The organism is Oikeobacillus pervagus (genome assembly GCF_030813365.1).
Lineage (GTDB): Bacteria > Bacillota > Bacilli > Bacillales > DSM-23947 > Oikeobacillus > Oikeobacillus pervagus.
The window spans coordinates 46,826-70,863 of sequence record NZ_JAUSUC010000004.1 but is presented as its reverse complement, the minus strand read 5'-3'; the positions used below and the strand labels follow the sequence as shown (position 1 = coordinate 70,863).

At 39.5% G+C, this 24,038-nt stretch carries 22 protein-coding genes; 18 read left to right on the top strand and 4 right to left on the bottom strand.

Going from position 1 to position 24,038, the window contains the following annotated elements:
* Window positions 1–74: 74 nt before the first annotated feature.
* The 11 genes from rpmE to J2S13_RS02675 all read left to right on the top strand — a co-directional run bounded on the left by rpmE (window position 75) and on the right by J2S13_RS02675 (window position 9,515).
* Entirely contained in the window at window positions 75–275 is a 201-nt protein-coding gene (rpmE, locus tag J2S13_RS02725) for a 50S ribosomal protein L31 (RefSeq protein ID WP_307256151.1), read from the top strand.
* Window positions 276–569: 294 nt separating this feature from the next.
* The gene (locus tag J2S13_RS02720) at window positions 570–1,151 is read left to right on the top strand and encodes a thymidine kinase (protein ID WP_307256150.1); all 582 of its coding nucleotides are present in this window, start codon (window positions 570–572) and stop codon (window positions 1,149–1,151) included.
* Between the two features lie 89 nt (window positions 1,152–1,240).
* On the top strand, window positions 1,241–1,675 hold the full coding sequence (locus J2S13_RS02715) for a hypothetical protein (RefSeq protein ID WP_307256149.1): 435 nt from the start codon (window positions 1,241–1,243) through the stop codon (window positions 1,673–1,675).
* Between the two features lie 161 nt (window positions 1,676–1,836).
* Entirely contained in the window at window positions 1,837–2,907 is a 1,071-nt protein-coding gene (prfA, locus tag J2S13_RS02710) for a peptide chain release factor 1 (RefSeq protein ID WP_307256148.1), read from the top strand.
* Window positions 2,907–3,779 carry a peptide chain release factor N(5)-glutamine methyltransferase gene (prmC, locus tag J2S13_RS02705; RefSeq protein WP_307256147.1) on the top strand — a complete coding sequence of 291 codons (873 nt, stop codon included), beginning with the start codon at window positions 2,907–2,909 and terminating at the stop codon, window positions 3,777–3,779. Before prfA ends, prmC begins: the two co-directional genes overlap by 1 nt.
* Window positions 3,780–3,931: 152 nt before the next feature.
* Window positions 3,932–4,792, top strand: a complete 861-nt coding sequence (gene spoIIR, locus J2S13_RS02700) for a stage II sporulation protein R (RefSeq protein ID WP_307256146.1) — start codon at window positions 3,932–3,934, stop codon at window positions 4,790–4,792.
* A 106-nt stretch (window positions 4,793–4,898) separates the two neighbouring features.
* Window positions 4,899–5,327 (top strand): GNAT family N-acetyltransferase, encoded by a 429-nt coding sequence (locus tag J2S13_RS02695; RefSeq protein WP_307256145.1) that lies wholly within the window; start codon window positions 4,899–4,901, stop codon window positions 5,325–5,327.
* 199 nt (window positions 5,328–5,526) lie between these two features.
* Window positions 5,527–6,576 carry an L-threonylcarbamoyladenylate synthase gene (locus J2S13_RS02690; RefSeq protein ID WP_307256144.1) on the top strand — a complete coding sequence of 350 codons (1,050 nt, stop codon included), beginning with the start codon at window positions 5,527–5,529 and terminating at the stop codon, window positions 6,574–6,576.
* Window positions 6,577–6,701: 125 nt separating this feature from the next.
* Window positions 6,702–7,256, top strand: a complete 555-nt coding sequence (locus tag J2S13_RS02685) for a manganese efflux pump MntP (protein ID WP_307256143.1) — start codon at window positions 6,702–6,704, stop codon at window positions 7,254–7,256.
* Between the two features lie 522 nt (window positions 7,257–7,778).
* On the top strand, window positions 7,779–8,207 hold the full coding sequence (locus J2S13_RS02680; RefSeq protein ID WP_307256199.1) for a low molecular weight protein arginine phosphatase: 429 nt from the start codon (window positions 7,779–7,781) through the stop codon (window positions 8,205–8,207).
* A 21-nt stretch (window positions 8,208–8,228) separates the two neighbouring features.
* Window positions 8,229–9,515 (top strand): methyl-accepting chemotaxis protein, encoded by a 1,287-nt coding sequence (locus J2S13_RS02675; protein ID WP_307256142.1) that lies wholly within the window; start codon window positions 8,229–8,231, stop codon window positions 9,513–9,515.
* Between the two features lie 594 nt (window positions 9,516–10,109).
* On the opposite strand, the gene J2S13_RS02670 is transcribed toward J2S13_RS02675, so the two are convergent.
* The 4 genes from J2S13_RS02670 to J2S13_RS02655 form a co-directional block, all read right to left on the bottom strand.
* A complete protein-coding gene (locus J2S13_RS02670) occupies window positions 10,110–11,609 on the bottom strand; it encodes an aldehyde dehydrogenase family protein (protein ID WP_307256141.1) in 1,500 nt (499 codons plus the stop codon).
* 28 nt (window positions 11,610–11,637) lie between these two features.
* Window positions 11,638–13,314, bottom strand: coding sequence for a thiamine pyrophosphate-binding protein (locus tag J2S13_RS02665; RefSeq protein WP_307256140.1), 1,677 nt, complete (start codon window positions 13,312–13,314; stop codon window positions 11,638–11,640).
* Window positions 13,298–14,488 (bottom strand): LL-diaminopimelate aminotransferase, encoded by a 1,191-nt coding sequence (locus tag J2S13_RS02660; protein ID WP_307256139.1) that lies wholly within the window; start codon window positions 14,486–14,488, stop codon window positions 13,298–13,300. The genes J2S13_RS02665 and J2S13_RS02660 overlap by 17 nt, the downstream gene beginning before the upstream one ends.
* Window positions 14,489–14,593: 105 nt before the next feature.
* Window positions 14,594–15,790 carry a CdaR family transcriptional regulator gene (locus J2S13_RS02655; RefSeq protein ID WP_307256138.1) on the bottom strand — a complete coding sequence of 399 codons (1,197 nt, stop codon included), beginning with the start codon at window positions 15,788–15,790 and terminating at the stop codon, window positions 14,594–14,596.
* 150 nt (window positions 15,791–15,940) lie between these two features.
* Between J2S13_RS02655 and J2S13_RS02650 the strand changes: the two genes are divergently transcribed.
* The 7 genes from J2S13_RS02650 to upp all read left to right on the top strand — a co-directional run bounded on the left by J2S13_RS02650 (window position 15,941) and on the right by upp (window position 24,025).
* Window positions 15,941–17,104 (top strand): NAD(P)/FAD-dependent oxidoreductase, encoded by a 1,164-nt coding sequence (locus tag J2S13_RS02650; RefSeq protein WP_307256137.1) that lies wholly within the window; start codon window positions 15,941–15,943, stop codon window positions 17,102–17,104.
* 119 nt (window positions 17,105–17,223) lie between these two features.
* Window positions 17,224–18,189, top strand: a complete 966-nt coding sequence (locus J2S13_RS02645; RefSeq protein WP_307256135.1) for an ornithine cyclodeaminase family protein — start codon at window positions 17,224–17,226, stop codon at window positions 18,187–18,189.
* A gap of 61 nt (window positions 18,190–18,250) precedes the next feature.
* The gene (locus tag J2S13_RS02640; protein WP_370873937.1) at window positions 18,251–19,705 is read left to right on the top strand and encodes a sodium/proline symporter; all 1,455 of its coding nucleotides are present in this window, start codon (window positions 18,251–18,253) and stop codon (window positions 19,703–19,705) included.
* A gap of 176 nt (window positions 19,706–19,881) precedes the next feature.
* Window positions 19,882–20,328, top strand: coding sequence for a ribose 5-phosphate isomerase B (rpiB, locus tag J2S13_RS02635; RefSeq protein WP_307256197.1), 447 nt, complete (start codon window positions 19,882–19,884; stop codon window positions 20,326–20,328).
* Window positions 20,329–20,550: 222 nt separating this feature from the next.
* A complete protein-coding gene (locus J2S13_RS02630; protein ID WP_307256134.1) occupies window positions 20,551–21,126 on the top strand; it encodes a TIGR01440 family protein in 576 nt (191 codons plus the stop codon).
* Window positions 21,127–21,296: 170 nt separating this feature from the next.
* Window positions 21,297–22,532 (top strand): serine hydroxymethyltransferase, encoded by a 1,236-nt coding sequence (glyA, locus tag J2S13_RS02625; RefSeq protein WP_307256133.1) that lies wholly within the window; start codon window positions 21,297–21,299, stop codon window positions 22,530–22,532.
* A gap of 863 nt (window positions 22,533–23,395) precedes the next feature.
* Window positions 23,396–24,025, top strand: coding sequence for a uracil phosphoribosyltransferase (upp, locus tag J2S13_RS02620; protein WP_307256132.1), 630 nt, complete (start codon window positions 23,396–23,398; stop codon window positions 24,023–24,025).
* Window positions 24,026–24,038: the final 13 nt, after the last annotated feature.

Genomic DNA, 24,038 nt, shown 5'->3' with positions numbered 1-24,038 from the left:
TGCGGGAAATAAATCCGCTTATGATTAGTTAACTCTGTTTCGGAATGATTCAGGGCAAAAAGGAGATGAAAAGAATGAAAGCAGGTATTCATCCAGAATACAAAAAAGTAACCGTTAAATGTGCATGTGGAAATGAGTTCGAAAGCGGTTCTGTAAAAGAAGAAGTACGCGTAGAGGTATGTTCTGAATGCCATCCATTCTATACAGGTCGTCAAAAATTCGCTGATGCTGGCGGACGTGTTGATAAATTCAATAAAAAATACGGTCTTAAATAATGATTTAAATATCAAACAGGTAAGAAGGGAACAATGCTTGCCTGTTTTTTATTCTTTAAATAGGTTTGTTAATGGTCAATGTTGATTGGAGGAACGGAAGGAGCGAGGTTCTAATCAGGAAACCTATACAGATGCCGTAGGCTCGCTGTACAGCCCGCGGAAAGCGAAGCCCCTGAAGTGAAAATCAATAGCCACGTTAAACAGAGCCAAATAGACAGAGACAATGAAGGTAAATATTGTCTCTATTTTTCTGCCTTCGTTAAAATGCTTTGAGAAAGAGAGGCCCCCTTTATCATGTATGTAATGAAGCAATCCGGCTGGATCGAAGTTATATGTGGAAGTATGTTTTCTGGGAAATCTGAGGAATTAATTCGGCGAGTAAGACGAGCACACTTTGCGAAACAACAATTCATTGTCTTTAAACCGAAAATAGATAATCGCTATAGTGAGGAAGAAGTTGTTTCTCATAATGGGTCGGCAGTTATGGCTATTCCTGTCGCATCATCGAATGAAATTCTGCAACTTGTCCCTTTAGAGATGGATGTAGTAGCAATTGATGAAGCTCAGTTTTTTGATGAAGATATTGTCAATGTAGCCCATACTTTAGCTAACCGTGGACATCGTGTGGTGATCGCAGGGCTTGATCAAGACTTTCGTGGACAACCCTTTGGTCCTATGCCTGCTTTAATGTCAGTCGCTGAATTAGTAACGAAATTACAAGCCGTATGTGCCATATGTGGTTCCCCTGCAAGTCGAACCCAACGTTTAATTAATGGGAAGCCAGCTCGCTACGATGATCCCGTCATTCTTGTCGGTGCTTCAGAAAGCTATGAACCCCGCTGTCGTCATCATCATGAAGTGCCTAGATCAAAATGAAGTATAAAGCCGAGTAGGAATCAAAAAGGAAATATAATGAAAAATAAACCTCCTTCTAAAGGGAAAGATAACAGAAGGAGGTGCATGAGATGAAATTTTTAATCGCTATTTGTATGTCCTTATCTCTCTTAACGGCTTGTCAAATGGATGATAATGAAGGTTCTCTTTTTTCACAAAGGGAGGATCGCGATGGAACTCGATTTGTAACGAATAAAGATCGAGATGATTTAAGCTTAAGGAATGTTCAGACTGATCGCACAAACACAAACCAAAACCCGAATTTTATTGATTTATCCACTGATCAGCCGACAAGGGGAACAGATATAAATAAAGCAAGAGAAGTGGTTGAATTATTTACGAATTATGAGGCTGGCCCCGTTTGGATTAATGGAAGACAAATGTATGTAACCGTTTATACAGATCAAGATGCGAAACAAAGTAAGGATGCAGAAGCAAGTTTAAAAAAGAAATTAACAAAAGCCCTTCCACGATATCAGATGAATGTGAACATAAGGGAACGTTAAAAGGTGTAATTCGGGAAAACTCCTAATGAAAGAACCCTTCAATAGGAGTTTTCCTTTTCAGTAAGCGAGTACATAGGGATATGATTTATTTTGACGTCGTATTAGAAAATTCTATATACTATAATTAGTACGTTTAAGACCTAAAATTTGAGGTGAAATTAATGTTTGATCGTTTACAAGCAGTGGAGGATCGTTATGAGCATTTAAATGAGCTATTAAGTGATCCTGAAATTGTGAATGACCCGAATAAATTAAGGGAATATTCTAAAGAACAATCGGATATTCAAGAGACGGTTCAAGTTTTCCGTGAATATAAAGATGCACAACAACAATATCAAGACGCTAAAGCGATGCTTGAGGAGAAGCTTGATGCGGATATGAAGGAAATGGTGAAAGAGGAAATCAACGAGCTTGAAAATCATTTAGAAGATTATGAAGCACGACTTAAGGTCCTTCTAATCCCTAAAGACCCAAATGATGATAAAAACGTTATTATGGAGATTCGTGGGGCAGCTGGTGGTGATGAAGCAGCGCTATTTGCCGGGGATTTGTATCGAATGTACAGCCGGTATGCGGAATCTCAAGGATGGAAGACGGAGGTTATTGATGCAAACTCTACTGGTTTAGGAGGCTATAAAGAAATTATTTTTATGATTAACGGAAAAGGCGCCTTCTCTAAGATGAAGTATGAGAATGGAGCCCATCGTGTGCAACGTGTACCAGAAACAGAATCTGGTGGACGTATTCATACTTCAACGGCTACCGTTGCCTGCTTACCTGAAACAGAAGAAGTAGAAGTAGATATTAATGAAAAGGATATTCGCGTTGACACATTTGCTTCAAGTGGACCAGGTGGACAAAGCGTTAACACGACGATGTCCGCTGTACGTTTAACGCATTTGCCAACGGGCATCGTCGTGTCCTGTCAAGATGAAAAATCACAAATCAAAAACAAAGAAAAAGCGATGAAAGTTTTACGGGCACGCATTTATGATAAATTTCAACAAGAAGCTCAAGCCGAATATGACGCACAACGTAAATCAGCGGTTGGTTCAGGGGACCGCTCTGAACGGATTCGCACGTATAACTTCCCACAAAATCGTGTGACAGACCATCGCATTGGCTTAACCATTCAAAAATTAGATCAAATTCTAGAAGGAAAGCTAGATGAAGTGCTTGATGCTCTGATTATGGAAGATCAATCACAGAAACTAGAGAACCTACAAGACTAATGAGCACACCATTTAAAGTATATGAGGCCCTTAAATGGGCTTCTTCTTTTTTATCAGAACATAAACGGGATGCCAATGCCGGAGAACTATTGTTGAAACATGTATTAAATAATAGTCGTGCTGAATTATATGCCAATATTCGAAATGAGCTGACAAAGGATGAACAGGAGCGCTTTCAAGAATTAGTGAAGCAACATGCAAAAGGAGTTCCGGTTCAATATTTAATCGGGTCAGAGGAGTTTTACGGCCGAACCTTTCTTGTTAATCAAGATGTCCTCATTCCAAGGCCAGAGACGGAGGAGCTTGTTTGGAATGCATTAAAAAAAATTCAGAACCATTTTCCAAATGATCAGAAGCTGCGAATGGCCGATATCGGGACGGGAAGTGGTGCAATTGCCATCACGATGAAATTAGAACGTCCTGACCTCAATGTCACAGCTGTGGATATTTCTGAAAGCGCCTTGAAGGTTGCCATCGAAAATGGAAAGCGTCTACATGCGGATATCGATTGGATACGAGGGAATCTGCTTCAACCTCTAATGGATCAATCGGAATCATTTGATATTATTTTGTCGAACCCGCCTTATATTCCCTTGAAGGATAAAGAGCAACTATCAGATGTTGTAAAAGAATATGAACCGGAACTAGCCTTATTTGCTGGGGAAGACGGATTAGATATGTACCGGTCATTTTGTCAGCAACTGCCCAAAGTGTTAAAGAATCGGGCAATAGTAGGTTTTGAAGTAGGAGCAGGACAAGGGGAAATGGTAGCTAGTCTTTTAAGAAAGGCCTTTTCAGATGGAAAGGCAGAAGTTGTTTTTGATATTAACGGGAAAGATCGGATGGTTTTTTTAACAATAGATGAGGATTAAATGAAGGGGCTAAAGGGCTTCTTCATTTTTTTCTCTATTTATTAACCTAGGTTTCTCTTACTCTCTTTTTTCTATGAAAATATTATTTCTATTCCGTGTTTAAATTTTCTAACAATTGAACACAATGGTGGATAGAAGGGGGAGAAAATAAAATGAGAAAAAGAAAAATAACAGCGGTTGCTTATCTATTATTATTAACGATTGGGACGATTTTAAGTTTATATATACCGAAACAGGAAACAGCCGCACAGGATACGATTGTGATTCCAAATGAGGCGATTCGTTTAAGAATATTGGCTAATAGTGATAGTAGTGAAGATCAACAATTAAAAAGAAAGATTCGTGATGAAGTGAATGTTCATATTACAAAGTGGGTGTCTGATTTAACTTCACTTGAAGATGCTCGTAGTTTATTAAAAGAGAAACTTCCAGAAATTCAACAAATTGCAAAACAGGTGATGGAAAGAGAGAAAATGAATCAAGAATTAAAAGTAGACTTCGGAAAAGTGAAATTTCCTACGAAACTATATGGACAGTTTTTATATCCTGCTGGTGAATATGAAGCAGTCTTAATTACCCTTGGTGAAGGGGAAGGAGCTAATTGGTGGTGTGTCCTTTATCCCCCATTATGTTTTTTGGATTTCTCAAATGGTGTAGCAGTAGGTCCAGGAGTAGAGGAAGATGTAGAAGCGAGCACAATCAAAGAGGGAACGGAAAAAGTAGAAACAGAACGAGTGAGTGAAGAAGAAATACAAGAAGAATCTGTAGAAAAAAATATGAAAGAAGAACCGATAAATGAAGGGATAAAAGAAGAATTGCCTATTATACATGAGGAGGAACAGGAAAAACAACAAGAGATCATCGTCCAAAAGGTAGAAAACATGGAAGAGGATAAGAAATCTAGCAATGAGGAAAATGAAGAGGACAAACAACCTGTATACGTAGAAGAGGAAGATGAGGAAGTAGAAGTGAAATTTTTTGTAGTAGAAATGGCCAAAAAGTTGTTCAAATAAAAGGTAGTTTGTGGATCACTATTGGTGAATCTATGATTAAATCCCCGTTCTACTTTTCTTTTACAAAACATAGAGTGATAAAAGAGAAAGGATGGGGGATGAGATGTTGAAAACGATTAGAAAAGCATCTGAAAAAGATGTGGATAGAATCATGAAATTTTTACAAGAGGCGAAAGTTTCCACAGCAGATGTGGATAGTCAGTTACATCCTTTTCTATTATTAGAGTCAGATAATGGGGAAGTGCTTGCCACTCTAGGGATTCATATGCAAGAAGGAAAGGGTTTATTGCGCTCATTAGTGATTTCACCTTGTGTAGAACAATATGAGGTGGTAGCCTTGTTTCGTGAGGCATTTAAGTTTGCTGTGGAAGAGCGGCTAGAGAAGATTTATCTTTATACAAAGTTAAATAGTGCTGTGGATTTCTTTCATTTACTCGGCTTTCAGAAGGTCGATGTGGATGATTCGCCATCCTTCGTCAAAAGTTATAAACAATTTTCTGAGGCAATATTGATGGAAAAGTCATTTAGTGTGTAAATTCTGAAATTTATCCACATCTATCCACAGACTTATGCACATTCCTGCTGATACTATCCACATTTTGTGGATAACACTTGTCATAATGTGCATATTCTTTTATACTTCACAAAAGTAGGAAAAGAAAAAATGTAGAAATAAAGCTATTTTCGACAAAGTTTTTAGAACAGAAATTAATGTTATTTGAAGGTGAGTACACATGTTAACAAAACATTGGGTTGTGGATAATCCTGTGGATGCAAAAAAAAGTTATCCACAAATTAAGGAGGCTGCGACATTATTGCAGAAGGGGGAGGTTGTGGCCTTTCCAACAGAGACAGTATATGGATTAGGAGCAGATGCATTAAAGGATGAGGCTGTGGCAAAAATATATCATGCCAAAGGACGTCCTAGTGATAACCCTCTAATTGTACATATTGCAAATCAAAGTCAGCTGAATGAATTAGTTGCTACAATTCCAGAAGCCGCAAAGAAATTAATGGGTGCCTTCTGGCCAGGACCCTTAACGATTATTTTTAAAAAGAAGGCGAATGTATTATCTGAGAAAGTTACGGCAGGGCTTGAGACTGTAGCCATTCGGATGCCAAATCATCCTGTTGCATTAGCAGTGATTGCCCAGGCGCAACTTCCCATTGCAGCTCCTAGTGCGAACCAATCCGGGAAACCAAGTCCAACAACGGCTCAACATGTTTTAGATGATTTAAAAGGAAGAATAGCTGGCGTCGTTGATGGCGGTGAGACAGGTGTTGGGGTTGAATCGACAGTGGTTGATTGTACTGCCCCGATTCCCGTCATTTTGCGCCCGGGTGGGATTACAAAAGAGGCGATTGAAACCATTGTGGGAAAAGTGTCATTGGATCCCGCCCTTAAAGACAAAGAAAGTCAACCGAAATCCCCTGGAATGAAATATAAGCATTATGCACCGGATATGCCGATGTATTTGCTAGATGGCCATATTCACTGGATTCAGAAGGTGATTCAGGATGAACAAGCAAAGGGAAAAAAGGTGGGATTGTTAACAACAGAGGAGAGGGTCCCTCAATATAAAGCAGATGTCATTATTCCATGTGGAAGAAGAGAAGATTTATCATCCGTAGCAAAATCACTTTATGATGTGTTAAGAAAGTTTAATGAAACAGATGTGGATATCATCTTTTCGGAAGTGTTCCCGAAAGAAGGAGTCGGTTTGGCAATTATGAATCGATTGGAAAAAGCAGCCGCACATCAGTGGATGGTGGAAATGGAGTAATTTTACTAGTTGAAAAATAAATCCCTCTATAAAATCCCTCTACGATGGATTGTGGAGGAAGTTATCATTCTATTCCTCTTTGGACTTGCATACCTTTATGATAGGTAGTCCAAAGGGGGAGAACAATGACGGCATATATCGGAGAAATACTAACCTTATTACTAATGTCTTTTGCTTTAGGGATGGATGCTTTTTCAATTGGAATTGGGATGGGAATGTTCCAACTTCGTCTAAAGCAAATTTTTTATATAGGATTAACGGTAGGATTCTTTCACGTATGGATGCCGTTATTAGGTATAATCGCTGGGAGATTTCTATCTGAAACATTTGGCACCATTGCAGGATATGCTGGGGGAGGACTATTAATCATATTAGGTTTGCAAATGTTTTTCTCTAGCTTTAAGAAGGAGTCTGACTCGATTGTTACACCAGTGGGGATTGGAGTTATTTTATTTGCTTTATCGGTTAGTTTAGATAGTTTCTCTGTCGGGCTGACCCTTGGTATATATGGAGCTAGAACGGTAGCAGCTCTTGTTTGTTTTGGGGTGGCAGCCACCACGTTAACATGGATTGCGTTGTTAATAGGGCGAAAGGTTCAAGGATATCTTGGCACATATAGCGAAGCACTCGGAGGGAGTATATTATTAGCCTTTGGAATCAAACTATTATTACCGATTTAAAGTCCGTCATCACGTTCGGGCTTTTTTTATTGTCTAGGAAGTGAACTACCCGTCAATGAATTGACTGAGCTTCTCGCTTCATCGGGCGGTCTATCGACCTGCCCTCCACGAAGGTTCATTCCGAACCTTGCAATGGTTTCAAATGAGTGGGTCTTTCCCACATGACAGGCATTATTTTACGTGGTGACTGTTCTTTCTTCACCACAACCCCATATAATGCAGTTTTCAAAGAACACTCGTTCTTGTAAGTAGTATATCATGTTTTGTCTTGCCATCCCACAAGGGGATTTCGACAAAAGCGTACTCTCATCTCTACTCTAAAGAGGTAGAGGATTCCCGTCCGCAATCCTAAATGAAAAGTTTCGAAAAAAAAGAGGAGTTTATGGAGAAGGAATGGAATTTAAGTACAAAGACATATGACTTTTTTAACTGAATATTAAAATAAAAACTGATATCTTATATAATAAGAATGAAGAAAGTTGAAATGTCTTTTCTATTATTTAGGAGGTAGTCAGATTGAACGTGCTTTTTGTATGTACTGGAAATACATGTCGCAGTCCAATGGCAGAGGCTATTTTAAAGATGAAGGCTAAGAATATAAAGGTGAAATCGGCTGGGATCTTTGCTGCAAATGGAAGTAATGCTTCCCCACAAGTTATTCAAATTTTACAAGAAAAGACGCTCCCGTTCAAACATCAATCCCAACCTTTAAGTGAAGAGCTGATCCATTGGTCCGATTATATTTTTACAATGACTGAGAATCATAAGCAAATGATTGTACAACATTATCCGAATGAAGAAGGAAAAACATTCACATTGAAGGAATATGTGTTAGATGGTCTAGAAAACCCGGATGTTCACGATCCTTATGGGGGATCTGTTGAAATTTATAAACAGACATATGAAGAATTAGAATCATTGATTGAGGCTTTAATAGATAAATTAAAATGATCCTGTTGGAGGAGACAAAGAATGAAGAAAAAATCATTTAGATTTGGCCTTCGGAATAAGTTGGTGGTATTTACCACTGCTTTAGCTATTATTACATATTCTACGAGTGCCTTTTTTATTTACTATATCCATCCTAATTTTACCCCGCATCTCAATGAAATGGTCTTTACGATTAGCACTTTATTACTGGGGATTACATGGTCAGGAATTTTGGCTTACTTTGCGGGAAGTATTTTTGTAAAACCATTGCAAAACTTGGAGCAAGCAGCATTAGAAGCTGCCAAAGGGGATATCCATCAAGATGTGAAGTTACCAAAGGGTCAGGATGAAATGCGATCTTTAGCGAAAGCATTCAACGTCATGTTAGGAAACTTAAGAGAAATGGTTCACAAAATTGATGATAATTTTACCTTAACAAATGAAAGTGTAATCACGATTTCGGAAGAAGCTCAGAAAGCGTCTAGACAGGCGGAGTCGATTGCGAGAACGGTCGATGAAATCTCTTCCGGTGCTGAAAGTTCGGCGATCTCCATTCAAACGACGGCAGAATTAATGGAAGATGTCATTGACATGGCAGGACAGGTACAGGAGCAAGCAAAAGCATCCGAGAATCAATCGAATGAAATGGTTCTTGGTTTGAATCAAAGTAAACAAGCGATTGATACGCTCATTCATGGAATTAAAAGATTAACAAGGAATAATGAGAAATCATTAGAAGCGGTGAAAAGACTTGAAGGAAATGCGAATAAAGTGGGGCAAATCATTCAACTTGTAGGGGATATTGCCGCTCAAACGAATTTATTAGCTTTGAATGCCTCAATCGAAGCAGCACGAGCAGGGGAACATGGAAAAGGATTTGCTGTTGTAGCAGATGAGGTTAGAAAATTAGCGGATGAAAGTGCCACAGCTGTACAGGGAACGACCGAACTCATGAAACGGATTCAGCAAGAAGTCGGGAGTGTTGTCCAACAAATCTCTCTTCAAGTTCAATCGGCAAATGAAGAAGTGAAGAAAGTAGCCGAAGCAAATGCTGTCATAGAGGAAATGACAGTGACCATTCATGAAGTAGCCAGCACCACAGAAGCGATCTCAACTTTAGTGGATCGACAAATGGAGTGCATTCAACATACTTCTGAACAGTCACAAGAAGTCGCGGCGATCGCTGAGGAAACATCTGCAGGAGCGGAAGAAGTGACAGAAGCGACGAAAGAGCAGGCAAGAGTCGCAGATCGTATAGAAAAAATAACCGAAAGTTTAAGCAAGCAAGCCGAAGAGCTTAAATCAACGATCGTCCGCTTTCATTTGTAATGAAGAAGTAACGCATATATCAGTGGGAAATAAGCATATCTTTTTGGAAATAGGCAAATACCTTGGGGAAATAAACATAAATCTGAGGAAATACGCAAACCGCACCGGGAAATATGCAAATCTCATCGGGAAATAGGCAAAAGCAGAATTCACAAAAGAGATGAAATACCAATAGCAACCACAAAAAGGGATATCTCCATCTTGCGAGACATCCCTTTTTTTTATCTAGAAAACTACGATATCCGTACGCCGATGGACAAGTCGCTTCCGCATTTGTTATCGTCTAGCATCAGCGCCTATCGTCTAGCAGATTTCTCCGTCTTTTCCCTACGATAAGTCAACATCAGCTCGCAAAATCGCCTCGCTGTGTTTCCTTTATCTCAGTCAAAGACTACGAAATCCGTACGCCGATGATCGAGGCGTTTCCGCATTTGGTATCGTCTAGCATCAGCGCCTATCGTCTAGCGAATATCTCCGTTTTCTCCCTCCGATAAGTCAACATCAGCTCGAAAAATCCCTCTCTGTGTTTCCTTTATCTCAGTCGAAAACTACGATATTCGTACGCCGATGGACAAGTCGCTTCCGCTTTTGGGATTACTCTACGTCGATTTGGGCGCGTTGGAGCTTTCCGCTAAAGTCAACATACACGCTTTTCCATTCTGTAAACACATCAAGTGCTTGCACTCCTGAATCGCGGTGTCCGTTTCCTGTTCCTTTTGTTCCGCCAAATGGTAAATGAATCTCTGCTCCCGTTGTTCCCGCATTCACATAGACAATTCCTGTATCTAAATCACGTTGTGCAGCAAATACTTTATTAACATCTTTCGTAAAAATCGAACTGGAGAGTCCGTATGTGACGCTATTATTTACTTCAATTGCTTCTTCAAAACTTTGCACGGGGATGATCGATACAACCGGGCCAAAAATTTCCTCTTGGGCAATTCTCATAGTTGCTTTTACATCAGTAAATAAGGTTGGGGCATAATAATAACCATTTTCTAGCTTGTCGATTTTAGCAATCGACCCTCCCGCAAGTAATTTCGCTCCTTCTTCTTGACCAATTTGCACATACTCATCAATTTTACGAAGTGCTTGGCTATTAATGACAGGACCTACTTTTACACGTTCATCTAAGCCATTTCCTAATGTTAATTTTTCCATCTCCACTAATAATCGTTCTTCTAATTGTTCCTTCACTTTTTCATGGACCATGACACGGCTACATGCAGTACATCTTTGCCCACTTGTTCCATAAGCACTCCACAAAATTCCTTCCACAGCAAGGTCTAGATCCGCATCATCCATTACAATGACAGCATTTTTTCCGCCCATTTCGAGAGAGACTCTTTTTAATAGACTTCCGCAAGTTCCGGCGATATTACGACCTACTTCATTCGAACCTGTAAACGAGATGACATCAATATCAGGATGCTCAACCATGGCATTCCCCACTTGTGAACCGGATCCACAAACAAGGTTGATTACGCCTTTTGGTAAACCTGCTTCATGAAAAATTTTTACTAATTCCCGTGCCATTAAAGGAGTTTCTGTCGCTGGTTTCCAAATGACGGCATTGCCACTTACAATAGCAGGGAATGACTTCCACGTAGCAATCGCAATTGGAAAATTCCAAGGGGTAATAATGCCAACAATTCCAACCGGAACACGAACGCTCATAGCAAATTTATCTTTTAATTCGGATGGGGTGGTATTCCCGAATAATCGTCTTCCTTCCCCCGCCATGTAAAAAGCCATATCAATTCCTTCTTGAACTTCGCCTCGAGCTTCTTCAATCACCTTTCCCATTTCTTGTGTTAAAATGCGGGAAAGCTCTTCTTTTCGATCTTTCATAATAAGTCCCACACGATATAAAACTTCGGCTCTTTGTGGGGCAGGTACTAATGCCCAATGTTTCTGGGCCTGTTTGGCTGCTTGTACCGCATGATCGACATCTCCGGCTGAGGAGAGAAGAACTTCACCAATTGCCTTTCCATTTGCCGGATTGATAATAGAAGCATATTTCCCTTGTGCAGGTGTTACCCATTCCCCATTAATATAATTAACTACCTTTTCGTTTTGGATGAGATTAGACATAGATTTTTCCCCTTTCAATTGAATGGTTTTATTTAAAACTACGCAATTGCTGAATGGTTCTTGAAACAGATATTTGTTCTTGGTTCATTTCGATTTCAATCACAGTCGGTTTTGAACTTTTTATCGCTGAGAGGAGGGCATTTTCGAATTCAGTCCGGCTTTTCACTTTCACCCCATTTGCATTCATGGACTTCGCTAGTTCTGCAAAATAAACATTTCCTAAATCGGTTCCGCTCACCTTTTGGGGGTAATGGATTTCCTGATGCATGCGGATCGTCCCATACATTCGGTTATTAAATACAAGGCTGATGACGGGAATCTCATAACGTGACGCTGTTTCTAGCTCTTGAACGGTCATCATCATCCCACCATCACCTGATAAGGAGACGACGATACGATCGGGATGAGCAATTTTTGCGCCAATAGCAGCTGGAAGTCCATATCCCATCGCTCCAGACGTCGGTCCAATGTATGATTTCTCCGTTGAAAATGGATAAAAAGCGTGAAGCCACCCGGCAAAATTCCCAGCATCATTTGTGATGATGGCATTGTTTGGCAAGAGTTTTTGTAATAGCTCAATGACTTCTCCATTCGTAAAAGTAGAGTTTTGCTTTGGCATGCTTTGTGTGGATGCATGAAGATAGCCATGATGACATTTTTCTCCCCAGTCTTTCCAGGTAGATTCGATATTTAAATGAAGACAGGCAAGAAGAGCTTCATTGGCATCAGCCACAATCCCAACATCTGGTGGATAGACAGATCCTAATATATTGGTGTCAATATCAATATGGATGAGTGTTTGGTTTGGTGAAAGAAGAGTATAATCTTGGGTGGTTACTTCGGAAAGTCGGGTTCCAATGGCCATAATCAAATCTGCTTTACGTACGGAAGCTAGAACTTCCTTAGCGGTACCTAATCCTAAATGGCCAGCATATAAAGGATGATGATTTGGAAAAACATCATGTCTCCGGAAGGCAGCCATAACAGGTAGATCATATTTTTCAGCAAATCGGATCAAATTTTGCTCCCCATCTGAATGAATGACACCACCCCCTGCAATAATGAGCGGATATTTTGCCTTGTTTAAATAATTCTCCACTTGCCTCATTTCTTCCTGTGAAGGTTTTGGGGTAGGACAAGTGACTTTTGGTCCGAAAACCATTTTGCTGTCGATCTTTAGCATATCTTCTGGTAAGGAGATGACAACTGGACCGGGTCTGCCTGTTTGAGCAATACGAAAGGCTCGTTGGACCAATTCTGGCACCCTTGATGCATCCTTTATTTCAACCGTCCATTTAGCAATGGGTCCAAAAAACTGATCTAATTCAATTTCTTGAAATCCTTCTCGCCCACGAAATTGGCTATGAACCTGCCCTAAAAAGACAACCATTGGAGTGGAATCTTGAAAGGCAGTATGAACTCCAATCGTTAAATTAGCTCCGCCCACACCACGGGTTGCCATGACAACACCGGGCTTACGAGTCGCTTTAGCATACCCTTCAGCCATAAAAGAAGCCCCGCCTTCATGTCTCGCCGAAATTAAATCAATGGTGGGTTCATCATAAATGGCATCTAATACGGGTAAATAGCTTTCGCCAGGGACGCAAAAAACTTTTGTAACTCCTTCCATTTTTAAACACTCGATAATCGCCTTAGCTCCTGTCATTTTCCTACGCTGTACCGTTTTCTCAGTGGTTTGAGTCATGATTCATCACCTCAAGATCAAGAGTCATCATTCTTTTCACAGCTTCATCTAGTCGGTCGGTAGCGACAGAAAGAGAAATACGGAAATATCCTTCACCAGATGGTCCAAAGGCATTTCCAGGAGTCACGATGACTCCAGCTTCTTCCAACAGCTTTTCGGTAAACTGTTGGGAAGTCAATCCACTTGGAACGGCTGCCCAAATGAAGAAGGTACCTCGTGGCTTTTTCACAGCAATCCCTATATTCCTTAAAGCATTGATCATTTTTTCGAGACGTTGTTTATAAATGTGATTATTTTCGTCAACGGATGATAAATCACTGTTCAAAGCTTCGGCTGCTGCATATTGAATAGGAAGGAATTGACATGTATCTGTATTGCTTTTTACTTTGGATAAGGCTTGAATGATCTCGCGGTTTCCGGCGACATAGCCAATTCGCCACCCAGTCATATTGAAACTTTTGGATAATGAACCGAACTCAACGGCAATCTCTTTTGCCCCGTTAACTTGTAAAATACTTGGGGCTTTATATGAATCAAATGTCACCAATCCATAAGCAGAATCATGAATGATGGCGATCTTATGTTTTTTTGCAAAAGCTATTGCGCTTTCAAAAATATCCAATTCAATCGTTGCCGCAGTTGGATTACTTGGATAGTTTAAAAACATAAGCTTAGCCTTTTCACGAATGGAATCGGAAATATGGGTAAACATCGGACGATAGTCTTCGTGATCTAATGGTAAGTCGGCACAACTTCCACCTGCAAGATCAGTTGCTGTCCGATAAACAGGGTATCCAGGATCAGGAATCAGAACCGTATCCCCAGGATCGATGAGCGCTGGAATCACATGAGCAATCCCTTCTTTAGATCCTATTAAAGTAAGGACCTCTGTATCGGGGTCGAGGTCCACATTATATTGCTTTTTATAAAAAGAAGCGACGGCCTCACGATATTCTTTGCATCCTGAATAACTAGAATATTTAAAATTCCCCGGATTCTCTAATTCTCTTATTAAACGATTGACAATGAAAGGAGGTGTGGGTAAATCAGGAGCACCAATCCCTAAATCAATCACATCCACGCCTTTTTTCTGCAAAAGTTTCTTTTTTTCATCAATAATCGAAAATAAATAAGGTGGTAAACTTTGAACTCGCTTCGAAATAAATGAAGACATCTCCAATCCCCTCATTTCTCACTCAAATCTGTACAGTTACAATATATGATGGCTGAATTCATATATTCCAAAAATGCTAGATTTTCATCTGTATGATAGGGGGAGTTAACAGTTAGAATCATTGTGTTGAATGAGATTGCAACCTTTTAAAGCAATATAGAGGAACATACATTGTTCGAAAGAGTGGACATTGATAGAAAGAAGCTTCTCTATTTGATTTAAGCGATAGATCAAAGTATTACGATGAACATACAACTGACGGGCGGCCTTACTAATATTTAATCCCTCCCGACAATAGGTGAAAAACGTAGAAGTGAGTATATCTGCCTGAGGATGGTTTATGAAATGGTCAATATATTCTACCATTGATTCTAAAAAGGGTTGTTGGATTTCATGGACGATGCTATTTGTTAACACCTCCCAATTCTGATAGGAATACACCTCTTGGTCCATAGAAAAACGTTTTCCAACCGTTAATAATTTTAAAGCTTGTTTGTAAGACCGACTGACTCCGTCGACCCCTTTATAGCTATTTCCAGCGGCTATCACGGCTTTTCCCTTCAGTTGATGATCGTAAAGAAATTGATTCACGGTCCTGACGGCTTTCTCACAAGTTTCCAACATGGTAGAATGCTTATCTTTCGCTACCTTAAAGATCAGCCATTGTTTAAGACGAATAGATGTGACGATATCCTCCGCATGCACTTTAAAAAGCTTCTTAATTAAATGGAAAAAATCGACCTGTAACATGCTATGACCTTGGTTGTTCAGATCTAGTTCAGTGCAATCTTGAATTTGAATAAGGATACATCTCCTTGATGTTTCTAAATCGAAGTCCATCATTTCACAATAATGAATAAGCTGTTCATTTGTTGGATGATGGTGTTGTTGTAATAAAAAGCGAATAAAATTTTCTGTTGTTTTTAATTGGGCAGAAAAGGCCTCCATTTTCAACGTTTCATGGAGAAGCATTTCAACATGAGTTCGGATTAAATAGACATATTTGATAATATCCTTGCTGTTGCCAACAATTCCCAATACCCCAATCGCCTTCTGTTCGTAAAAGATGGGGGTAGCGACACCTGGAAGGATATTGGGATGATTCGCAACTTGTTCTTCTGTATATTCAACCGCTTTTCCTGCATTCAAAACCTCTTTGATCCCCCCGTGAAATGAACCAAGCCGATTCTGGTCGGTGCAACCAATGATGATTCCTTTTTCATTCGTAATACTCATAGGTAGCTCTAGCACAGAAGTTGTTTTATCCACGATCGATTGGGCAATTTGCTCAAGTAGCTTCATTCACCACACCCCTATACGACATTGTTTTTTTACATCGTGATGGCAAGGTCAAGCTATAAGAAATATATCGTTTTTTTGTGCAAAATATACATTCTATAGCGGAGGATCTCACCATAATATATTAAAAATCAATAGTTAAAGGAGGATTCTATGAAAAAGGCAGATATCATCATCATCGGTGGTGGTGTAATGGGTTCAAGCACAGCTTACCACCTGAGAAATATAGGATATGAAGGTCGAATCATTGTTTTTGAAAAGGACCCCATTTATGAATTTTCCTCAACCGCTAGAAGTGCAGGAGGGATTCGGCAATTATATACAACAGATATTAATATTCAGCTTAGTCGTCATAGCTTACAAGTGTATAAACAGTTTCCTAAGGAGATGGAATTAGATGGAGAGCAAGCCACAATTGACTTTAAACAAAGAGGATATTTATTTTTGGGAAATAAAGAGATGATTCCTATGTTTAAAAAACAACAATTACTCCAAAGAAAATACGGAGTGCCTTCAGAGGTGTTGTCGGCTCATGAACTGCAAAAGATTATACATGAGCTAAATATTGAAGACCTTGCTGGTGGGCTTTATTGCCATGAAGATGGGTATCTTGATCCTTACTCCATCATGCAAAGCTATCGCAAGCATGCTCAACGACGGGGGGTCGAATATTTATATCAAGAAGTGGATGGTATTTTAGAGGAACAAAAGCAAATAACAGGAATTCGTCTAGTGGATGGTACGATCTATCAATCTCCAATTGTGATCAACTGTGCTGGAGCATGGGGAGTATATTTAAGTGAAAAAATAGGAATTTCACTTCCAGTCCATCCATTAAAACGACAAATCTTCCAATTTGATATCGAAAAGCCACTGAATAACGAATTACCGCTTACGGTCGACCCTACTGGTGTCTATTTCCGTCATGAAGGAAAAAAGATTTTAACTGGCTTTTCAGAGGAAACGAAACCGGGAATTGACTTTACAGTGAATAGATCGTTGTTTTATGACGAAATGTGGCCGATTCTAGCTCATCGGATTCCCAATTTTGAAAGAGTCAAGATGACATCAAGCTGGGCCGGACTTTATAGCTTTAATACAGTCGATCATAATGCCATAATCGGAAAACATCCATCGATGAGCGGGTATTATATGGCTTTAGGATTTAGTGGACATGGCATGCAACAAGCACCAGGTGTCGGCCAAGGTTTAGCCGAGTTAATCTACTTCGGACATTATAAAGCGATTGATTTAACTCCCCTTCGTTTTGAACGGTTTGCAGAGAATGATCTCGTATTAGAGGATGCCGTTGTGTAAAAGACTTCTTAAAGGCTGTGCAAATGAAAGCTCAAGCCCAGTTGAGAAGCGGCTCCTAAAGAGTAGAAGTCATCAACGGCCGGTTTAACAAAGCCTTTTTAAAAAAGGAGGACTGTAAAATGCTCGTTTTAAATGAAGCAAATCTTCTTCAAGCGACATCAATGAAAGAAATCATCGATGTGGTGGAAGATGCCTATACTTTATATGATAAAGGTCAGTTCCAAATGCCAATCAGAAACCAGATTCGCGATCAAGACAATTCCTTTCTTTTAATGCCTTGTATTGCGAATCAATCAATTGGCACAAAAATTGTAAGCGTTTTCCCTAATAATAAGAAGAAACTGGTAACCCAAGGAATCGTTGTGTTAAACGATCGGAAGGACGGGTCTATTAAGGCTTTGCTTAATGGAACATTATTGACAGGGTTAAAAACGGGGGCAGTAGGTGGTGTGGCGATTAAACATCTTTCGCCATCTAATGTTCAATCAGTGGGACTAATAGGGACTGGATATCAAGGTTTATATCAACTGATGGGCGCTTCCGTTGTTCGTGATATTCAACATATATATTTATATAACCGATCCCCTTCCAAACTACCAGCTTTTATTCATAACCTACAAAATCTACTCCATTCTAAGCAAAAAATTCATGTTGTAGAAAGTCCATTGGAATTAGTGCAACAGGCAGAAATAATCATTACATCTACTTCAGCCAATTCCCCAGTTTTACCGAATGTTGAAGGTCTTTTCAATGGAAAGCTCATCATCGGGATAGGTTCATATCAACCTCATATGCGAGAATTTCCAGATCAATTATATACGAATATAAAACAAATTTTCATAGACACAATTGATGCCAAAAAGGAGACAGGGGATTTAATCGATCCCCTCCAAAATCAATGGGTTCATCCATCACAAGTGATCCCTTTTTCTGAAGTAGTAACGAAAAAAGTGGTGCCTACTATTTCAGATGAGTACCCTACAGTCTTTAAATCAACCGGGATGGCCTTATTCGATCTCCTTGTTGCGGAGAAGATGTATGAAAAAGCCGTACAAAAACAAATAGGGGAATATGTCAATTTGTAATGATCCAAATAATGTGTCTACTAGCAAAACAAAGGAGCTGATTCAATTGCATACCGTCATTATGATCGAATTTATTGTATATTGTTTGTTCATGCTTGCGATAGGCCTACTTTCTAGTAAACGTGATATGGGACATTCTGATTTCCTTTTAGGTGGAAAAAGATTGCCGGGGTGGGCTTTAGCCTTTTCCGAAAGAGCTACCGGAGAATCGGCATGGCTATTATTAGGGTACACTGGCTTTGTATTTGCAACAGGTTTATCAGGTGTGTGGGTAGCGGTCGGAATATCATTAGGAATCATCTTTTCATGGCTGTTTTTGGCGAAGAGGTTTCTTCGTGATGCGGAAGAATATAATGTACTAACACTTCCTGGATATTTAGCAAAAAGATTTGGTACCCATGGAAAAGTCATCATATGGTTGTCGACCGTTCTAATCTTATGTTTTATGATGTTTTACTTCGGGGCACAAATTGCAGGTGCTGGTAAAACTCTGTTCACCGTTTTCAATATTTCTCCAATGGTTGGAATGATCATTAGTATTATCATTGTAATCATTCTTTCTTATACAGGCGGATTCGTCAGCGTCGTGTGGACAGATATGATCCAAAGTATTATGATGCTCATCACTCTTGTCGTTCTTCCTATCATTGCCTTATACCAGATTTACACAAATGATTTATCTATTAGCCATGCTTTAAGTACGTCAAGCCCTGGGATGGATTCATGGACTGGGGGATTAACCGGTTTCGCTTTAGGTCTTTTACTATTTAATAATTTTGCCTGGTTCTTCGGATTTTTAGGGGGACAACCACAACTAAGTGCACGATTTATGGCATTGAAAAATAAAAAGGAGGCAAAAACAGGAAGTACTGTCGCGATTATTTGGACTCTATTGGCTTATAGTGGAGCTTTTATGATCGGTATAACGGCTCTGACTCTTTACCAGGATCAAAGTTTTGCAGATGTTGAAACGATTCTACCATTTATGTTGATGGATCTAGTTCCTCCGTGGATTGCAGGTCTCTTGTTAGCCGGAATTCTAGCCGCTATCATCTCCACAGCCGATTCTCAACTTCTTGTCATCACAAGCTCTATCAGTGAAGATATTATCCGCAATGCCTTGGGAATCAAAGTGACGGAGAAACAGCTTGTAAAGATCTCTAGATTGACCATTATTGTAGCCGGAATCGTAGGGCTGATCATTGCTTTAACCTCTGAATCCCTCGTCTATCTAGTGGTTAGTTGGGCATGGGCAGGTGTCGGTTGTACACTATCGCCAGCGATTATTCTAGCCTTTACTTGGAAAAGGTATTCAGGCATCGGGGTAACCGCGACGATTATTTCTGGGTTTGTCAGCACCATCATCTGGATTTCCTCTCCGCTAGAGGCGATCATTAGTTCGCGTTTTTCCACTTTCTTTATTGCGGCCTTTTTCGGAATTGTCTTCAGTTTTCTCTTCCCAGATAAAAGCAATAAAAGCGAAGAGGCTAAACCTATAAAACCGATTGAAAGGTAAGTTTTTTAAGATTGCTCCATAGCTGTTGGGCAGTTTTTTGTACGAAACTTAGGAAACAACCAGCACTATTGGGGCAATCTGTTTTTATTCGCAGATCTTTCTTTATATTTTGATGCAATTATGACAAAATAAAAGGAGATAAGTGAATGGATCTTTCAAAGGAGGATTTTTTTGTAATGAAAGTAGCAATCGCATCAGACCATGGTGGTATCCATATACGAGAAGAAGTGAGATCGCTTTTAGAAGAAATGGGAATTGAATATGAAGATTTTGGATGTGACTGTGAAGCATCTGTTGATTATCCTGATTATGCCTTGCCTGTTGCAGAAAAAGTGGCAAAAGGTGAATTTGATAAAGGAATTTTAATTTGTGGTACAGGAATCGGCATGAGCATAGCGGCCAATAAGGTAAAAGGGATTCGCTGTGCCCTTGTACATGATGTATTTAGTGCCAAAGCAACTCGTCAGCATAATAATAGCAATATGCTAGCAATGGGTGAGCGTGTAATTGGACCAGGATTAGCTCGAGAAATTGCGAAAGCTTGGTTAACGACTGACTACGAAGGCGGCCGACACGAAAGACGCGTGGGGAAAATTTCAGAGTACGAAGAGAAAAACCTTTAATTAATCCGTATTTTTTTGAAAATTATTTTTCAATGTATGATACGAACAAACGGAAGACTTTTCCTGGGATAGAAAGATTGTGGCAAATAGAGGCAATCGGCTAGTCGTCGATCGCTTCTCATTCCTCATTCTAAAAATGGTGGAAAAGGTTCTAGAAAGTATCATATTGTTCTAACGATAAAAATTTACAAAAACAGCCTTTCAAAAAAGAGGGGATATCCTGTGTTAAATGAATTAAAAATTTGGGAACAACAACTTTCAAGAATATTAGCAGAGTTTCAAGAGCAAGCAAAATTGAAAAGCGGTCAACTATTGATTGTCGGCTGCTCTACATCCGAAGTGGCAGGCCAAAGAATTGGGACATCTGGTACATTTGAAATTGCCGAAATGATTTTTCGCGGGATTCAGAAATTTGCTGAACAAACCGGTATTCATGTTGCCTTTCAATGTTGCGAACATTTAAACCGTGCCCTTGTTGTGGAGCATGATGTTTTGGAAAAATACCAGCTAGAAGAAGTAGCGGTAATACCGGTTCGGACGGCTGGCGGTGCTATGGCTACATATGCATTTGAACACTTTCAACAGCCTGTTGTTGTAGAGTTTATTCAAGCAGATGCAGGGATTGATATTGGAGATACCTTCATTGGAATGCATTTGAAACATGTCGCAGTTCCTGTACGTGTAAGAGAGCCGTTGATTGGGAATGCGCATGTTACACTTGCAAAAACAAGACCGAAATTAATTGGTGGTTCACGGGCAGTCTATGAAAAAAATAGGATCAATGACCATTGTTCTTAAGGAGATTTTGAAAAAGCTTTTCCCCTATTATATAAATTTTTTGAAAAAATCAACAGTTTTTTAGTTGCTTTATAATTTTTAAAAACATGATAGAATAGGGGAGAATTTAAAAAATATTAAAAAAATAATTTTAACTATCATTTTTCGTCTAAATTGAAAGGGGATTAATCATGAGCAAAATTGCCGCACAAGATCAAGCTGTATACGAAGCGATACAAGCTGAGCTAAAGAGACAACGTGAAAAAATCGAATTGATTGCTTCTGAAAACTTTGTTTCTGAAGCTGTAATGGAAGCACAAGGATCTGTATTAACGAATAAGTACGCAGAAGGATATCCAGGTCGCCGCTATTATGGTGGATGTGAGCATGTTGATGTTGTCGAAAATCTAGCACGTGATCGCGCGAAGGAAATCTTCGGTGCTGAGCATGTCAATGTTCAACCACATTCTGGTGCTCAAGCAAACATGGCTGTTTATTTCACTATTTTGGAGCCAGGTGATACGGTCTTGGGAATGAATCTTTCTCATGGTGGACATTTAACACACGGAAGCCCAGTTAACTTCAGTGGAGTTCAATATAATTTCATTGAGTATGGGGTAGATAAAGAAACACATCGAATTGATTATGATGATGTGCGTGCCAAAGCGCAAGAACATAAGCCAAAATTAATTGTTGCAGGTGCTAGTGCTTATCCTAGAGAAATTGATTTTGCAAAGTTCCGTGAAATTGCAGACGAAGTTGGGGCTTATTTAATGGTGGATATGGCTCATATCGCTGGATTAGTTGCAGCTGGTTTACATCAAAACCCAGTTGAATATGCTGATTTCGTTACAACAACAACACATAAAACATTGCGTGGCCCGCGCGGAGGAATGATTATGTGTAAAGAAGAGTTTGCCAAGAAAATTGATAAATCTATTTTCCCTGGAATCCAAGGTGGACCACTTATGCATGTCATCGCGGCAAAAGCAATTGCGTTAGGAGAAGCATTACAAGATGATTTTAAACAATATGCACAAAATATCATCAATAATGCGAAGCGTCTAGCGGAAGGCTTGCAAAAAGAGGGATTAGAATTAGTCTCTGGTGGTACAGATAACCACTTGCTCCTAGTGGATGTACGTTCTCTTAATTTAACTGGGAAAGTAGCAGAACATGTACTAGATGAAGTTGGAATTACAGTTAATAAAAATACGATTCCATATGACCCAGAAAGCCCATTTGTAACAAGTGGTATCCGCATTGGAACAGCTGCTGTCACTTCCCGCGGATTCGGTTTAGAAGAAATGGATGAAGTGGCATCCATCATCGCCTTTACATTGAAAAACCACGAAGATGAAGCGAAGTTAGAAGAAGCACGTAAACGTGTTGCGGCATTAACAAGCAAATCTCCTTTATATGAATAAATAATGTAACTTGAAAGAAGCTGTCCCGTAGAGCTTGGTCTTCCTTCTAATAAATCCGTGTTTTTGATGAAGGAGGCTAGCACAATGGATAGCTTTTTTCTTTGTTTAGGAAACGATAAAATTTAGCAGTGTTTCCTTTATCTCAGTCGAAAACTTACGAAATCCGTACGCCGATGAACAAGGTGCTTTCGCATTTGATGTCGTCTAGCTACAGCGCCTATCGTCTAGCGAATTTCTCCGTTTTCTCCCTCCGATAAGTCAACATCAGCTCGTGAACGACCTCGCTGTGTTTCCTTTATCTCAGTCGAAAACTTACGAAATTCGTACGCCGATGGACAAGGCGCTTTCACATTTGATGTTGTCTAGCTTTTTCAAAATAGTATCTCGGAGAAACTGCGTGGGAACAGGTGCATAAATCTCGGGAAGTAGCGCAATAAATCATGGGAAATATGCATAAACTCTGGGAAATGTTCAAATCTCCTCAGAAGAGACGCAAAACCTCAGGGGAAATAGTCAAATCACCTCAGGAAATATGCAAAAGCCAGCGCTCCTACCCAATTCAAAGTCTAGAGCCTCCATTGCTTCTAATCCCGTCAACTCATTATGTATAAGGATTTTGACTTTAGAAATCATTGTTTTTTTACTAAATGATAGACCAATGTGGCACAATAATAGCGGGTGTTTTAATGCCTCAAAAAATCTCCAAGGTTGAAAGTCATACAAAATGGAAAGTTTTGTGGCAATCACCTTTCCACATTGCCGAAAAAGGTTATTTTCTGTAAAATAGTACAAAGTGTGATGCTCAACAAGAAGACATCATAGATACGCCCAAATAATTTACATAAGTAGAAGGAGCGATTCCCTTGGGAAAAGTGTTTGTATTTGATCACCCGCTAATCCAACATAAACTTACATTTATACGTGATAAGAACACAGGGACAAAAGAGTTCCGCGAGCTTGTTGACGAAGTTGCTACACTGATGGCTTTCGAAATTACTCGTGATATGCCTTTAAGAGAAATTGAAGTAGAAACACCTGTTAGAAAATCAAAATCTAAAATATTATCAGGAAAGAAAATTGGGATTGTTCCAATTTTACGTGCTGGTATTGGCATGGTTGATGGAATCTTAAAGCTAATTCCTGCGGCCAAAGTGGGTCATATCGGTCTATATCGCGATCCCAAAACATTAAAGCCAATAGAATATTATGCAAAGCTTCCTTCTGATGTAGAAGAACGTGATTTTATTTTAGTTGACCCAATGTTAGCAACAGGCGGCTCTGCAGTTGAAGCAATTAACTCTTTGAAAAAGCGCGGCGCAAAACATATTAAATTCATGTGCTTAATCGCAGCACCTGAAGGAGTAGAAGCAATTAAGGAATTACATCCAGATGTAGACATCTTTATTGCAGCTTTAGATGAAAAATTAAATGAAAAGGGATACATCGTTCCAGGACTAGGCGATGCCGGTGACCGTTTATTTGGAACGAAATAATGTGATGAGTAGG

Excerpts from the sequence above, each read along its gene's own strand:
- J2S13_RS02650 (WP_307256137.1), top strand. The coding sequence starts at position 15,941 with ATGAAAAAGGCAGATATCATCATCATCGGTGGTGGTGTAATGGGTTCA.
- rpiB (WP_307256197.1), top strand. The coding sequence starts at position 19,882 with ATGAAAGTAGCAATCGCATCAGACCATGGTGGTATCCATATACGAGAA.
- rpmE (WP_307256151.1), top strand. The coding sequence starts at position 75 with ATGAAAGCAGGTATTCATCCAGAATACAAAAAAGTAACCGTTAAATGT.
- J2S13_RS02715 (WP_307256149.1), top strand. The coding sequence starts at position 1,241 with ATGAAATTTTTAATCGCTATTTGTATGTCCTTATCTCTCTTAACGGCT.
- J2S13_RS02690 (WP_307256144.1), top strand. The coding sequence starts at position 5,527 with ATGTTAACAAAACATTGGGTTGTGGATAATCCTGTGGATGCAAAAAAA.
- J2S13_RS02660 (WP_307256139.1), bottom strand. The coding sequence starts at position 14,488 with ATGTCTTCATTTATTTCGAAGCGAGTTCAAAGTTTACCACCTTATTTA.
- J2S13_RS02640 (WP_370873937.1), top strand. The coding sequence starts at position 18,251 with ATGATCGAATTTATTGTATATTGTTTGTTCATGCTTGCGATAGGCCTA.
- J2S13_RS02665 (WP_307256140.1), bottom strand. The coding sequence starts at position 13,314 with ATGACTCAAACCACTGAGAAAACGGTACAGCGTAGGAAAATGACAGGA.
- J2S13_RS02655 (WP_307256138.1), bottom strand. The coding sequence starts at position 15,790 with ATGAAGCTACTTGAGCAAATTGCCCAATCGATCGTGGATAAAACAACT.
- J2S13_RS02670 (WP_307256141.1), bottom strand. The coding sequence starts at position 11,609 with ATGTCTAATCTCATCCAAAACGAAAAGGTAGTTAATTATATTAATGGG.
- spoIIR (WP_307256146.1), top strand. The coding sequence starts at position 3,932 with ATGAGAAAAAGAAAAATAACAGCGGTTGCTTATCTATTATTATTAACG.
- J2S13_RS02720 (WP_307256150.1), top strand. The coding sequence starts at position 570 with ATGTATGTAATGAAGCAATCCGGCTGGATCGAAGTTATATGTGGAAGT.
- prmC (WP_307256147.1), top strand. The coding sequence starts at position 2,907 with ATGAGCACACCATTTAAAGTATATGAGGCCCTTAAATGGGCTTCTTCT.
- glyA (WP_307256133.1), top strand. The coding sequence starts at position 21,297 with ATGAGCAAAATTGCCGCACAAGATCAAGCTGTATACGAAGCGATACAA.
- J2S13_RS02685 (WP_307256143.1), top strand. The coding sequence starts at position 6,702 with ATGACGGCATATATCGGAGAAATACTAACCTTATTACTAATGTCTTTT.
- J2S13_RS02645 (WP_307256135.1), top strand. The coding sequence starts at position 17,224 with ATGCTCGTTTTAAATGAAGCAAATCTTCTTCAAGCGACATCAATGAAA.
- prfA (WP_307256148.1), top strand. The coding sequence starts at position 1,837 with ATGTTTGATCGTTTACAAGCAGTGGAGGATCGTTATGAGCATTTAAAT.
- J2S13_RS02675 (WP_307256142.1), top strand. The coding sequence starts at position 8,229 with ATGAAGAAAAAATCATTTAGATTTGGCCTTCGGAATAAGTTGGTGGTA.